This is a genomic window from Methanobrevibacter sp. (assembly GCF_045646045.1).
Taxonomy (GTDB): Archaea; Methanobacteriota; Methanobacteria; order Methanobacteriales; family Methanobacteriaceae; genus Methanocatella.
Genome location: NZ_JAZRJY010000071.1, coordinates 1 through 13,927, shown reverse-complemented (window position 1 = coordinate 13,927; position 13,927 = coordinate 1). Strand labels below are relative to the sequence as shown.

Annotated in this window: 12 protein-coding genes and 1 pseudogene; 4 read left to right on the top strand and 9 right to left on the bottom strand. The window is 31.5% G+C overall.

The genetic code is table 11. The annotated features are described in order from the left end of the window. Positions 1-44 precede the first annotated feature (44 nt). The gene (locus ACKI5C_RS04385; RefSeq protein ID WP_407431991.1) at positions 45-2,936 is read right to left on the bottom strand and encodes a DEAD/DEAH box helicase; all 2,892 of its coding nucleotides are present in this window, start codon (positions 2,934-2,936) and stop codon (positions 45-47) included. 146 nt (positions 2,937-3,082) lie between these two features. On the opposite strand from ACKI5C_RS04385, the gene ACKI5C_RS04380 reads away from it, so the two are divergent. From ACKI5C_RS04380 to ACKI5C_RS04370, 3 genes are read left to right on the top strand one after another with little or no spacing between them, the layout of a single operon-like run. Further along, a complete protein-coding gene (locus ACKI5C_RS04380) occupies positions 3,083-5,524 on the top strand; it encodes a UvrD-helicase domain-containing protein (RefSeq protein WP_407431990.1) in 2,442 nt (813 codons plus the stop codon). A 10-nt stretch (positions 5,525-5,534) separates the two neighbouring features. Beyond that, positions 5,535-6,728: a PD-(D/E)XK nuclease family protein gene (locus tag ACKI5C_RS04375; protein WP_407431989.1), complete on the top strand. Its 1,194-nt coding sequence runs from the start codon at positions 5,535-5,537 to the stop codon at positions 6,726-6,728. A gap of 27 nt (positions 6,729-6,755) precedes the next feature. Next, positions 6,756-7,430, top strand: a complete 675-nt coding sequence (locus tag ACKI5C_RS04370; RefSeq protein WP_407431988.1) for a DUF169 domain-containing protein — start codon at positions 6,756-6,758, stop codon at positions 7,428-7,430. Here ACKI5C_RS04370 and ACKI5C_RS04365 read toward each other — a convergent pair. Beyond that, positions 7,423-8,076, bottom strand: a complete 654-nt coding sequence (locus ACKI5C_RS04365; RefSeq protein ID WP_407431987.1) for an NTP transferase domain-containing protein — start codon at positions 8,074-8,076, stop codon at positions 7,423-7,425. The two genes, ACKI5C_RS04370 and ACKI5C_RS04365, sit on opposite strands and share 8 nt — an antisense overlap. Positions 8,077-8,099: 23 nt before the next feature. Then, positions 8,100-9,350, bottom strand: coding sequence for a hypothetical protein (locus ACKI5C_RS04360; protein ID WP_407431986.1), 1,251 nt, complete (start codon positions 9,348-9,350; stop codon positions 8,100-8,102). A 263-nt stretch (positions 9,351-9,613) separates the two neighbouring features. Here ACKI5C_RS04360 and ACKI5C_RS04355 point away from each other — a divergent pair, with 263 nt between their 5' ends. Then, on the top strand, positions 9,614-10,762 hold the full coding sequence (locus ACKI5C_RS04355; protein WP_407431985.1) for a glycosyltransferase: 1,149 nt from the start codon (positions 9,614-9,616) through the stop codon (positions 10,760-10,762). A gap of 10 nt (positions 10,763-10,772) precedes the next feature. Here ACKI5C_RS04355 and ACKI5C_RS04350 read toward each other — a convergent pair whose 3' ends face one another. The 6 genes and pseudogenes from ACKI5C_RS04350 to ACKI5C_RS04325 all read right to left on the bottom strand — a co-directional run. Then, a complete protein-coding gene (locus ACKI5C_RS04350) occupies positions 10,773-11,126 on the bottom strand; it encodes a hypothetical protein (protein WP_407431984.1) in 354 nt (117 codons plus the stop codon). A 53-nt stretch (positions 11,127-11,179) separates the two neighbouring features. Then, positions 11,180-11,557: a winged helix-turn-helix transcriptional regulator gene (locus ACKI5C_RS04345; protein ID WP_407431983.1), complete on the bottom strand. Its 378-nt coding sequence runs from the start codon at positions 11,555-11,557 to the stop codon at positions 11,180-11,182. Positions 11,558-11,898: 341 nt separating this feature from the next. Then, complete coding sequence (locus ACKI5C_RS04340; RefSeq protein WP_407431982.1) at positions 11,899-12,249, bottom strand: arsenate reductase family protein; 351 nt, start codon at positions 12,247-12,249, stop codon at positions 11,899-11,901. 22 nt (positions 12,250-12,271) lie between these two features. Next, positions 12,272-12,934 carry an HAD family hydrolase gene (locus ACKI5C_RS04335; protein ID WP_407431981.1) on the bottom strand — a complete coding sequence of 221 codons (663 nt, stop codon included), beginning with the start codon at positions 12,932-12,934 and terminating at the stop codon, positions 12,272-12,274. Positions 12,935-12,939: 5 nt separating this feature from the next. Continuing rightward, a complete protein-coding gene (gene cfbC, locus ACKI5C_RS04330; RefSeq protein WP_407431980.1) occupies positions 12,940-13,734 on the bottom strand; it encodes a Ni-sirohydrochlorin a,c-diamide reductive cyclase ATP-dependent reductase subunit in 795 nt (264 codons plus the stop codon). Next, positions 13,727-13,927, bottom strand: a pseudogene (locus ACKI5C_RS04325) (hypothetical protein); the annotation flags it as partial. The gene cfbC and the pseudogene ACKI5C_RS04325, both read right to left, overlap by 8 nt.

Genomic DNA, 13,927 nt, shown 5'->3' with positions numbered 1-13,927 from the left:
ATAACTTAAAAATATCTATTTTTATATGAAATATGATAAACAATTTAAGACAATTCCTTAATTAATTCACGAACCATCTCATTATTTTTATCTAACTTGGAAGCTTTACGCGCATATTCCATGGCTTCTGTAAATAGTCCGCCCCTTCTGTAAACAAAACCCATCAATGCAGTTGCCTCCACATGAGTATCATCAATAGCCAATAGCTCTTCCAGCAATTCCCGTGCAGTATCCAAATCACCCTGAATAAATAAGTCATATGCCTCTTCATATAATGTATCAACATCATCAAAGGATTTTCCTTCATCAACTTCTTCAATAGATTCTTCTTTTTCAATAGTTTTATGGCTAAATTCAATCTTTGCTGGAACAAATTGCATTTTATGCAACAGTTCTGCTGCATTGGTATTTGAAGGAGAAATTTTAAGGGCTTTTCTTGCATAATAAGTTGCAACATCTTCTATTCCCTGTTCATATAGAACATGAGCCATTAAAAGATTTGCATTTAAATTATTGGCATCATCATTCAATATTTCATGAAGCAAATCCTTTGCCTGAGAATATTGATGTTCAGTGTAAAGATCCAGTGCCTGAGCATATAAATCATCACCGCGACTAATGACTTCTTCCGTTACTACTTTTGAGTTATTTTTCATTGATTCATCAAGCATATATTGCAAGATATATTCAGTTGCCTTTTTGTGAAGCGGCTTGTTATCGTTTCCGCATTTTGGAGAATAAATACATGACGGACAACCGTTTCTGCATTTACAGTTTTTAATCAAATCCAGAGTTGATTCCAACAGCTCTACAAAGACATCAACTGCCTTTTCAGATATTCCAATTCCACCCTCATATCCGTCATAAATAAATATTGTAGCCTCTTCTGTATCTTTGTGATATGCTGTTGACATTCCTCCTATATCGAAGCGGTCACACATTACCTGCAGAGGAAATAGTCCAATCAATGCATGTTCAGCACCATGAAGGCCACCTTCAAAAACTTCATCATCATCAGGATACAATTTCTTTAGTTCATCCTTTACGTTTTGAGGTATTGTAAACCATAAGCCTTTTGTTTTGAATTTGAGAGGAGGCAAATCAAGAGGATACATTCCAAGTACCCTTGAATGCTGCATTTTTTTGTATTTGTAATAGTCCTTTTTAACGTTCAGTTCTCCAAAATGAATCGTTAAATCTCCATATTGGCGTTTGAATTCCTTTGACACCACATTGACTTGCGTATCATTTAACACCATCGTATGATAGTCAACATTCTTCTTGGAAACATTGACATAACCTGATTTTAAATTAATGTTATCAACAGTATATGTTTCTCCCTTATTGATTAGGATTGCACCTTCATGCGCTTCACGATATACCTGTGAACGTTCCATTGTTTCCAACAATCTTCCATTATTCATTATTTTAAATTCTTCAGAAGATATCTGATCCAGAGAATGGTCGAATGCTGGATTGTCATCATATTTATAAGTGTAGTTTCCAAGCCTTGACAGGTACAAATCATCATTTTCAACCATTTCATCCAAAACATCATCAGATATGTTAAAGTATGTTAATGCTTCTCCCTTTTTTAAAGGAAGTTCATTTGCAGCACATAAAAGGTGCGCTTCTTGAAGAATCGGGTTTGACAAATCAATGATTGCCTTTTCCTGAGGCTTGGAGAAAAATGCTTTTGGATTGTTCATATAATACTGATCCAGCTGGTTTTCAAATGCAAGCAAAATTGCCAGGGATTTCTGGTTGCTTCTTCCTGCCCTTCCGCTTTGCTGCCATGTAGACATCATGGTTCCCGGAAAACCGGATATTATAACTGCATCAAGTGAACCGATGTCAATACCCAGTTCCAATGCATTGGTACATGTAACGCCCAAATATTTACGTGATTTCAAGCCTTCTTCTATTTCACGTCTTTCTTCCGGTCTGTAACCTGCACGATATGCTGCAATACGGGAATTATCCAGCTTACCATCAGTCAGTTTAGCATCCTTTTTAGACCACATTGCAATCAATTCCGTGATTTTTCGAGAAACGGTAAAACACAATGTCTGAATGTTTTTAAGCATCAGGTAACGAAATATGTCTGCTGTCACTACATGAATTGATGGTGCTGATGATTCAGCCGAGTTTCTATAATTTTTAAATGGATTGAATAAAATAAAATCTTTTTCACCGCTAGGTGAAGTATCATTATCTATTAATGTGAATTCTTCACCAGTCAATTTATTAGCCAGCTCCAAAGGATTTGCCAGCGTTGCTGATGATAGGATAAACTGAGGATTTGACCCGTAGAAATTAGCTATTCTCTTTAATCTTCTAATTAAAAAAGCCACATTTGATCCGAAAACCCCCCTGTAATAATGGGCTTCATCTATTACAATATATTTTAAATTTCGGTAAAATCTCTCCCATTGATGGTGCCAGGACAGTATTAAATGGAGCTGATAGGGGTTTGTCAGAATAACTCTTGATTTTTGACGTATATTATACCTTTGGGACTTTGGAGTATCCCCATCATAAGTTCTTGGTTTAATATCAATATCCAAATCTTTTTCCAATTTCTTTAAAACATTAAGCTGGTCATTTGACAGAGCTTTTGCAGGATAAATATAAAGGGCAGTTGCCTTTTCATCCTCAATCAATGAATCCATGATAGGAAGATTGAATGCCAAGGTTTTACCCGAAGCAGTAGTTGTAGTTAAAATAACATTTTCATCCCTTTTTATGGCTTCATAAGTATCAGCCTGGTGATTATATAATTTAATCTCTTTAGAATCCAAGTAATCAATGATTTTATCATTTAAATTAGGTATTTTTTTGAAACTGGCTTTTTTAGCAGGTATAGTTTCAACATGAGCAATATGGTCTCTAAACCTAATATCATTTTTAAATGCATCAATTGGAGAGTCTAACATAATAATCATTAAAAATAGCTTTACAGATATTATATTAATTTGATATAATATTTAAATTATTCGTGGATTACTAATCAAATGCTCTCTAATTATTTATATATTAATTGAATAATAAATATTATATAATAAAATTTTTAGGTATTACAATGATTAGTTATGAAGAATTTGAAGATATAGTAGTGAATATTTTGAAAAGAGATATTTCATCTAACCATGACCAGAAAAAAGCTATTCTTTCAAAAGCAAATGAAGGACTTTTTATTGTAGCAGGTCCTGGATCTGGAAAAACAACAGTAATTGTACTTAAAATACTAAAATATATATTTGTTGATGATATCAAGCCTAATGAAATACTTGCAACAACATTTACTAGAAAAGCAGCGGACGAATTATATTCCCGTATTCTTGGATGGGGAGATGAAATCAAAAATTATCTCATAGATAATGCCGGAGATGACTTTGACAGACTAATTGAAATTAACAGAATTGATTTCAATCAGCTGACTATTGGAACCACAGACAGTATTGCCCAGGAACTTTTGCGTGTTCACAAAGAACCGGGAACCAACCAGGAAGTGGTTATTGAAGAGTTTGTTGCTAAATTTGCAATGGTTAAAATACTTTTAAAGGACAACCGTTACTTAAATGAAAACCTTCAAGGTTATCTTACAAGTTTTACCAAAAAAGAAAAACTGAAAGAAGCTTCACAGATGAGTGAAATCATTCTGGAACTGAAAAACAGAATGTATTTTGACCAGATTGACTTTGATGAATTTTACAGCAATGTTGGTGAAGGCAGCGGTGCTGAAATTGCACTTGACTGTATAAAAGAATATGAAGAAGAACTTAAAAACAGAAATATTATTGATTTTACAATGCTTGAGTCAAAATTCCTTGATTCACTTAGAAACAACAAATTGGATATCTTTTTAGATGATTTGAAAATCATTCTGATTGATGAATATCAGGACACTAACCTGATACAGGAAGAGATTTACTTTACAATGGCCGCATCAGCTATTGAAAACGGCGGAAGCATTTCTGTTGTAGGTGACGATGACCAATCATTATACCGATTTAGGGGAGCTACAGTTGACCTGTTTACCAATTTTAAATCAAGAGTTAAAGATAAGCTGGGCATTGACGTGGAAGAAATTAACCTGAGAACAAATTACCGTTCAAGCAGAAACATTATTAACCACTGCAATCGCTTTGTTGAACTTGATCAGGAATATCAAAATGCAAGGGTTGAAGCAAAACCTAAAATCATAGCTCCAGAACTTGAAAAACACAACATGCCTATTTTAGGATTATTCAGAAATAATGTTCAGATGTTGTCAAAGGATTTGGCAAAACTGGTTAGCGATTTGATTAATAAGGGTGAAACTAAGCTGAAAGTCAACCGAGTCATCGATGAAGAATACTTTAAACAATTGGAAAAATGTAAAACCAACGAGGATATAAAGCAACTGAAAATGGATAGTGCTAAAAAAGCAATGGACATTAAAAATATTACTATTAAACTGGATGAAGAAGAGGGTTCAGCTTCAGATATGGCAGTTTTAACATATTCACCAAAGGAAATGAGTCACGGCACACATACTTTAAACGGACATATCAGAAATCAGCTGAAAAGATTAAAAAATCCTATTGAAGTATTTAATCCTCGCGGACGTGACCTGCAGGAAATTAAAGAAGTTTCAATATTCTGCGGATTGATGCTAGAATGCATTGATCCGGAGTCCAAAATACAAAAATCAGATAAGCAGATACCAGTTCTTGGTAAAAAAAATATGCAACGTTGGAGGTATGAGGCAAAAGAATATATTAAATTAAATCCGGAACCTCACGAACCCTTTGACCTGAATACATTCGTTATAGATTGGCAGAGAAGAAATCCAAGAGGATATGACAAATGGCCTGACAGAGCCAATTTAATGGAACTTGCTTATAAATTGGTAACATGGCTCGATTTTTTACAGGAAGATGCTGAAGGAGTAGTTTATCTTGAAGCGATAACCCAGTCAATTACCCAGACAGGATTTTTCAATAAATTTTCTGCCAATATTGTTTTCACAACCCCCGAAGCTGAAAGAGCTTCCATTCTTGAAGCTATCTGGAATATTTTCCTGCCAATAGCTACGGGAGATGTTTCAATAGACGAAGCTTTGCTTGAAACACTACCTACAAACAGATTAAACATCATGTCCATTCATCAATCAAAAGGTTTGGAATTCCCTTTAGTAATAGTCGATGTAGGTTCCAAATTTAAAAAGAATGATGTTAGAACACAAAACCAAAGATTTCCTAAAAAAGAACCTGATTATACAATCATGGAAGAAAGTATCCGTAAATATAGTGAACTTGGGCAGGATTATAGAAGTGAAAAGGACAAGTCTTTCGATGACCTGACAAGGCTTTATTTTGTAGCATTTTCAAGAGCTGAACATATTTTAATATTAATAGGATTGAACAATGCGATTGACGGTTATTCATTTAAACAGAAACATAAATCTATTCCTAACGTTGCACTCGGGTGGAGTAGAGATGAACATCAAAAAGGATTTAAAGAGATTTATTTAATATAAGGTGAATTTAATGAGATTATCATCAAAATCAAAACCATATATGATTCCAGAGTATAGCTTAACTGGAGATTTATTATCTTATTTGACTTGCGGTTTGCAATACAGATATCAGAATAAAGGGACACTTCCTCCTTCAATGCCCGTCCAGCTATGGTTTGGAGAATTTATTCACGGTGTGATGGAAGAAGCTTATATGAAATGGGAAAATGAAAAAACTGAATTTCCATGGGACTGGAAAGAAGATGTAAGGCCTATTGAAGATATTATTGATTTAAGGCTTCAGATTCGTGGTTTATATCCGCCGGCAAATCATTTCTTTACTATAAATCATCCTGACATTAACATGAGCATTGATGATTTGAATGAATATGACCATAAAAAACTGGCCAGTGCAAGGGCAGAAAAGGCAATTAATGTATGGGGTGCTGATTTATTCCCATTAATGGAATCTGCTGAAGTTCTAATTAAAGGTCTAAGGGATATGCCATATACAAAAAATGATAAACGTTCAAAATATTATGGGATTAATGGGGTTATAGACGTATTGAGCCTTATCAATATTCATGATGACAATAAGATTGTCAGATACCTTAAGGAAAATGACGAATTCAACGAATTGATTAAAGATTATGATGAAGATGAATACGAAATCATTATCGATTATAAAGGTATGAAAAGACCTCCATGCGATGTTGCAAACAGCAATAATGAAAATTGGGATTATCATGAAAGACAAATCCTGACCTATTCCTGGCTTAGAGAAAAACAGGAAAGCAAAAAACCGGTAGCAGGAATAATATTTTATTTAAATGAGTTAGTTCCATCAATTGAGGATTTGAAATTAATAAAAGAGGATATTCATCACCATCTTACTGATGTCGGTGACAGTGAAGAATATAAAAAGGATATTGAATTGATTGAGAACTGGACTGAAGATGATGAAATGCCTAAATTAAGTGAAAAATTTAAAATAGACCGCTCAATTCGAATTATTCCAATTAATGATGAAAAAATTAATGATGCACTAGAAAAATTTGATAATGTAGTTGAAAAAATCGAAACATCTATAATCAAAGAGATAAATGGCTGTAAAATACAGGATGCATGGACTGCTGAAGCAGAAGAGAGAACCTGTTCTGCCTGCGATTTCAAAACATTTTGTAAAAATAATAAAAACAAAAACAAAGAATTTAAAATTCCTTGATTACAAATATATTAATAGGTGAGTAATATGAGCGACTTAGAAAAAAATCAAAAATATTGTGAAGTTATTGGATCTAAAGTTAAATTAACTTGCAAACCGGTAGCTATGAAATTACTTAAAAGCGAAGACGATATTCCAGAAGGCTTTGAATTAATTAGTGAAAAAGTAAGACACTGTGAAATGGTTAGAAAAGCTTCTCTCGGTGAAAAATTCTACAGTACTGTTGAAGAACAAATGTGTCTTGGTGGAGCCGGAGCTATCGGACTTAGAGAAATGCCTGAAAAATTGGCTAATGGTGAAAAATACTTTTCTTTAGGTAGATTTAAAGATCTGGAAACTGCTAAAAAATTAACTTCAAAATTATCAATTGTTAAAGATAAGTTTTGGGGTATGGCATATGCACCATTAGATGAAGCTAATTTTAAAGCAGACGTTATTCAAGTAATAACTGAGCCTGTTGGTGCAATGAAACTTGCTCAAAGCATAGTTTATGAAAGTGGTGAAAAAATTAACCCTAATTTTGCAGGTATTCAGTCATTATGCGGTGATGCTTTTGCAGATCCATACAATGAAGGAGGACTTAACTTCACTTTAGGTTGTGATGGTTCCAGAAAAGCTGCCGATATTAAGGATAACGAAATGACAATCGGTATCAGTGCTGAAAAAATAGATGAGGTAATTAGCGGACTTGAATCTATTTAATTAAGCTTAAATAATCATCATAATGATTGATATTTAATAATTCTTTTTCATTTTTTTCTTTTATTCCATAAAATGTATAGCCATCAGCAAATATTTTTCTCAAAATTGGATTTAAATTATCATCCTCATTTTCCAGATATTTCATTAAATTAATCCTTGGTGCTACAAATGGCATTCCAAGACCTTCTGCAGTATCCAATAATCCTGTTTTTCTCCTTCTCAAAATGGATATAGTTTTATATGGATTTTCACACTTCCCCAACACATTAATCATGTTATTAAAGGTTTCTGTTGATACCGTTGGTTGGTCTCCGGTAACACATAATGCAAAATCAGAATCGATATTTGATAAACCATTGAAAAGAGAAGTTGATAAACCTACATCACAAGGATTATTTGTAATAAATTTTACTGAGTCTTTATAATTATTAGAAATAGCTTCCATTATTTCATCACTATAATGGCCAAGTACTACAATACATTCATCAATATTTGAAGATAATGTATTGTCAATAGTTGTCTCCAAAACAGTTTTATCATTAAACGGTAAAATAAGTTTATTTCTGATTTCCAAATTTCTCGAAATTTGATCTTTACGCATTCTGGAATTTTTACCAGCTGCAGTAATAATAGCTGAAATTGACATAAAAATAAAAAAAAGAAAGGAAATTAACCATTTCCTATATTACTAGTTTTAGTGGTGTTAGTAGTCATGTTATTTGTATTAACCTGATCAGAAGGCACGAATCTAATGACCTTACAATGAATAGACATACTTGTTCCACTACCTTCAGTCCACATTACAAGTTTAACTGGATAATTATGATTATTAGTTACTAAAATACCACTAGCAGGATTGTAACCATATAATACAGCATTTTCAGTACCATCCATACCAACAGGGAGTCCAAATCCTTCTGCTAAAACAGCAGACCTTAAAGCCCTAGCTGGTGGACAAACACCGTGAGCCGCACTTCCACCAGGTGCTGAAGCATCAGTTGCTGAACCGAATGAAACATAATCATGCCCTGATCCAGTACAATTAGGTGGAATAATAGTGTTATTCCATGCTTCTACAAACTGCCTTGCATTAAATTCCCTTACAGAGTCACCATATTCTGGGTGTGAGTCCAAATAAGTATAATATACTTCACCTTCAACTTGAGTAGTGTTTCCCATATATAAAACAATAGGTGAACCTGACGGATAAGCATCTACATAATCTGATACATTTTTACCGAAAATACGTTCTACATCTTCATGACTAATATTATTTCTATTATCTGAAAATCCTACAATTCCTTTTTCTAATGTAAAGTTTGAACCTACCTTTGCATCATAGTTATACCAATTTACAATTGAAGAAGCATTATAAAAATTATTATGATAAGGCAAGTCTTTAATTTCATTTGTAGGAACTGATTTAATAACAGTACCATTTTCAACAACATCGACACCTTTTTCTGTTTTTGTTAAAACTTTATACGGTGAACTGTAACCCCAAATATAAGTATCCGGAGCTTTAACAGCTAATTTATCGCCTTGAATAGTTAAATAACCAGGACCTTTAAATCCATAAGCATTTCCATAAGAATCAATACCTTCACCCGAAATAGTAGAAAAATCAAAAGGAACCATACCTGTTGATAAAGTCATTAAAATGCCATGTAAATCAAGTGTTCCTATTTCATGAAGAATAAATGATGGATTTCCAAGAAATGGAACCTCAACCATATCTTTATCATCCAAAACTGAATCTCCAGCAAACACTGATTGTCCAATAGGCAAATTATATGCTTCAGCAAAAGATTTACCGGTATAATGGGTATTGTGAACAAATGAAAATGCAAACAACATTATGCAAACAACAAATAAAATTAAAGTAATTTTAACTGATGTACTTCTCCATTTTGAACTCATTATCACAAACTCCACATTAAAATTATCAAAATATATACAATATACAATTATGTAAATTATTACTATTTATATATAATGATTATTAAGAATAATACTGTAAAATTTAATATAGATTATTTTTAAATTTAATTTTCTTTACACAGAAATATCTCACTTCAATGACAATTTGTTTAATTTTGTTTTTAATTACTCTAACACTTGAATATATCTACTAAATTATAATTTTAAATAGAAAAAAGAATAAAAATAAGAATAAGAGTTGTATGAAAATTTTAATAACATCAGATACATATGAAAATCAAATTTGTGGAGTTGATGTATCAATTACCATATTAAAAGACCAATTAATTAAACAGGGACATGATGTTAGATTATTAACATTATCAAAAGACCATAAGTCTAAAATTGTTAATAATGATTATTATATAGGTTCTTTTTCGCTTTACAGAATAGATTTTAGACAATCAATTAAATTCAATGATAAAATTATCGACGAAATTGTTTCATGGAATCCTGATTTAATCCATGTTCAGACAGAATGGTTTTGTGGTAAAATTTCTAAAAAAATTTCTAAAAAATCGAATTGTCCATATATTAATACTTGCCATACATCTTGGGAAGATTTTACAAGCGGTTTAATTCCTACAAAGATAATTAGAAGAATAATTTCAAAAAGAATAGTCAAAAAATGTTATGATAAATCATATGGGATAATTGCACCAAGTGAAAAAATGATTTCATATCTTAAAAAAATAAATATTAATCTTCCAACTTACCTCATTCCAACAGGTATAGATTTAGAAAGATTTAACCAGAAATTATCACCAGAAGAAGAAAATAAATTAAAGTCTGAGCTAAATTTAAATGATAACTCAAAAATATTGGTATATATTGGAAGAATAGCGAAAGAAAAAAATATTGAAGAACTGATTGAATTTCTTCCAGATTTAATTTTAAAAGATAAAGATATCATATTGCTTATTTGTGGAGAAGGACCTAATCTCAACCATTTAAAAAATAAAATTACTAAAATGGGCATGCAGAAACATGTCCGATTAACAGGAGCTATTCAACCCAAAGAAACATATAAATATTATAAATTAGGAAAAATTTTTGTCTCTGCATCTACATGTGAAACACAGGGAATAACATATATGGAGGCATTAGCATCTTCATTACCTCTTGTTTGTAGATATGATAAATCATTGAATGATGTTATTAAAAATGGATATAACGGATTTACTTATACTAATAAACAGGAATATATAGATTATATTTTAAAAATATTAAATATGGATGATGAATATTCTATATTGAAAGATAATGCTTTAAAATCATCCCAAAAATTCTCAAAAGAAACATTTGGAAAAGACATTGAAAGCGTCTACTTAAACACATTGAATAATCTTTAATTATTGGAATTTAGTCATCAGAAGACGTATTATTGAATATCATGCTTCTTCTCATTTTAGTATTATCAAGCAATTTCAAATTATCGTCTACATCATATTTTAAATCAGCAATTAAATTAATTTCTTCATCCCATCCTTCTCTTTCACGGGTTCTGATTTTTTCCCAACGTTCATAATCCTCTTTAACAGGAATTCCATTATTCTTTATGTTTTCCAATGTACGGAAAAATTTAAATTGAATATTTCCCCTCAATTCCATTAATTTGTCATACTCTTCAAGCAAATCACCAAGCTGATATGACATCAGGCGAAATTTTTCACATTCAAGTTCCAATTTTAATTGATCCAAATCATCATTGTTCATGATATCTAATTTAAATTTAATTAAATATAAAAATTTTTAAAAAAAGAAAAGAATTATTTAAAGATTAATTTATCTTTAAAACTACGTTTCATTTTACCTTTGGTTTCTTCATTAAATTTAGTATCACCGATATCTTCATCAATACCAAACATAGCTAGTTCATATACAATTTTATTTAAAGCTTGACCTTTTTTAGTTAATATATATTCAACGTCACGCTCATATCTATCAGATATTCTTTTAATCAAACCATCATTTTCCATTGATTTTAGGCAGTTGCTCAACACCTTATTGGATAGATTTGGTTTGTCTATTTTGAATTCGGAAAAACGAGTTTTGCCAAAAAACAAATCTCGAAGAATTTCGATTACCCATTTTTTCTTGAACAATCGTACTACTAATTCTATTGGACATTTGCTATAGGTGTTCATTTTATTTTCCCCCTTAGCCATATAGGCTTTTTTATAGTATATAAAGTTATCGTTATTTTAGAGTAACTAAAAAGTAACCAAAAGGATTTATATAAAAATACCATAAGTTTTAATTGAAAGTTTTACTAATATTAAACTTTCATATTGATAATGGGGTAAAAAACATGTGTCAAACAATATTTATCCCACTTGATCAAAACAACATATAATCTCAGCCCTCCTCCCATAATTTACACCAAGTTGTTTTGACAGTAGGGGATTATGGTTAATTGGATTTTCTAGGATATTAGAATTGAAAATTAATCTAATACCCTAAAATTGAAAGGTAATGGGTTAAAAAATTATAATAATTTTTCTTCCCATTCTTTTTGTCTGAAGCCTGTTAAGACAACATCATTTGTGACAATTACTGGTCTTTTTACAAGCATTCCATCAGTTGCAAGCAATTCCAATTGTTCATCTTCAGACATATCAGGAAGTTTATCTTTTAATTTTAATTCACGATATTTCATTCCGCTGGTATTGAAAAATCTTTTTAATGGCAAATCACTTTTTTCATACCATTCTTTTAACTCTTCAACAGTAGGATTATCTTCAACAATATCCTTTTCCTGGAATTCTAAATTGTTTTCTTCTAACCATTTTTTGGCTTTTCTGCAAGTTGAGCATTTTGGATAATATACAAATAACATAGATTATACTATGATTTTTGGATTAAAAATAGTTAATGTCTAGCAAGTCATATAATTGTGAAAATTCTTCAATGACTCCTATCGGATATTCATGATTGAATGCATTATCTTGCCCATAACCCCATTTGACAACTACACAATCAATTCCTGCATTTTGAGCCGTCCTAATATCAATTATAGTATCACCAATATATACTGCTTCATCTAGACTCACATTTGCTTTGTCAATTATATTATTTACTCCAAAAGAATCAGGTTTAGATGGATAATCAACATTATGGCCTTCTATCAGTACAAAATCAATATCTGAGAAATATTTCTCAACAAATTCATTTAATGAATAATTTAATCTATTGGAATTAATGGCCAGCAAAATATTTTTATCCTGCAAATTCCTTAAAAGCTCTTCACTATGCGGATAAGGAATTGTTCTTTCTTTTTTGGATGAATTATAACAATCCAAATAGACATCCTTAATAATTTCTACATTTTGGGGAGTACTGTTTTTGCCCAATACTTTTGAGACAATATCATTAATATTTCCTCCCAAACATGGAATATACTCATCACGAGTTAAGGTAGGAAAGCCATACTCTTTTAAAACTTTGTTAAAACAAAAAATAACATCATCTATTGAGTCAAACAAAGTTCCATCAAAATCAAATATACATAGTTTTTTAGCCATAATAATCAGATATAAGATTTAAAAAATTCCTCAAACTCTTCATCATCCATAGGTTCAGGAATTGATACCTTTTCATTAGCCATTATATTTGAAGCAAGATTGAAGTATTCACCAGCTTCATCACTTTCAGGATATTTTTCTACAACGGTTTTTGCATCCAATTCAGCATCTTGAATTAAATTGCTTCTGTGAATAGTTCCAATAACATGTGTGCCAATTTTTTCAGCAAAAGCATTTACTATTTCCTCTTCATTTTCAACATTTCTGCAATTACAGATAATACCACTTAAATTTCCTTTAAGTTTTTTAACTCCGCGAACAATATTGTTTGCAGCATAAAGTGACATATATTCACCAGAAGTGACAATCAATACCTCATCAGCATATTTTTCACGTAGAGGAACTGAAAAACCTCCACATACCACATCACCTAAAACATCATAAACCACTACATCAATGTCTTCATCAAAGATTCCTATATTTTCAAGTCTTTTCATTGCAACGATTACACCACGACCGGCACATCCGACTCCAGGTTCAGGCCCTCCGCTTTCAACACATAATATATCTTTAAAACCTTTAAAAACTAAATCATCACGTTCAGGTTTTCTGTTATCTTTTAAAGTGTTTACAACAGTTGGAATTCTTTGACCATATAATGTACGTGTAGTATCAGCTTTCGGATCACAACCAATAACTAAACAATTCAAATCCTGACTGGCCCATGTAGCTGATAAGTTAGCCACAGTAGTACTTTTTCCTATTCCGCCTTTACCGTAAATTGCTATTTTTTTAATCATTGTGTGACCTCTCAATTAATTTATAAACAAAATCATTTTTTCTAACTTTTGTTGGTATTAAAATAGCAACATTAGTATTTTTTTCAACAGATTCTACAGATTTTCCTTCAATCTGCATAGACTCTATTGTATGAGTTATTGAACCGGTAGTCTGGCCCTTAATGATTATATTATCACCAATTAAGTCGGAGGC

Coding starts and splice junctions, on each gene's coding strand:
- ACKI5C_RS04375 (WP_407431989.1), top strand. CDS start 5,535: ATGAGATTATCATCAAAATCAAAACCATATATGATTCCAGAGTATAGC.
- ACKI5C_RS04380 (WP_407431990.1), top strand. CDS start 3,083: ATGATTAGTTATGAAGAATTTGAAGATATAGTAGTGAATATTTTGAAA.
- ACKI5C_RS04385 (WP_407431991.1), bottom strand. CDS start 2,936: ATGTTAGACTCTCCAATTGATGCATTTAAAAATGATATTAGGTTTAGA.
- ACKI5C_RS04365 (WP_407431987.1), bottom strand. CDS start 8,076: ATGTCAATTTCAGCTATTATTACTGCAGCTGGTAAAAATTCCAGAATG.
- ACKI5C_RS04345 (WP_407431983.1), bottom strand. CDS start 11,557: ATGAACACCTATAGCAAATGTCCAATAGAATTAGTAGTACGATTGTTC.
- ACKI5C_RS04335 (WP_407431981.1), bottom strand. CDS start 12,934: ATGGCTAAAAAACTATGTATATTTGATTTTGATGGAACTTTGTTTGAC.
- ACKI5C_RS04355 (WP_407431985.1), top strand. CDS start 9,614: ATGAAAATTTTAATAACATCAGATACATATGAAAATCAAATTTGTGGA.
- ACKI5C_RS04360 (WP_407431986.1), bottom strand. CDS start 9,350: ATGAGTTCAAAATGGAGAAGTACATCAGTTAAAATTACTTTAATTTTA.
- ACKI5C_RS04350 (WP_407431984.1), bottom strand. CDS start 11,126: ATGAACAATGATGATTTGGATCAATTAAAATTGGAACTTGAATGTGAA.
- ACKI5C_RS04370 (WP_407431988.1), top strand. CDS start 6,756: ATGAGCGACTTAGAAAAAAATCAAAAATATTGTGAAGTTATTGGATCT.
- ACKI5C_RS04340 (WP_407431982.1), bottom strand. CDS start 12,249: ATGTTATTTGTATATTATCCAAAATGCTCAACTTGCAGAAAAGCCAAA.
- cfbC (WP_407431980.1), bottom strand. CDS start 13,734: ATGATTAAAAAAATAGCAATTTACGGTAAAGGCGGAATAGGAAAAAGT.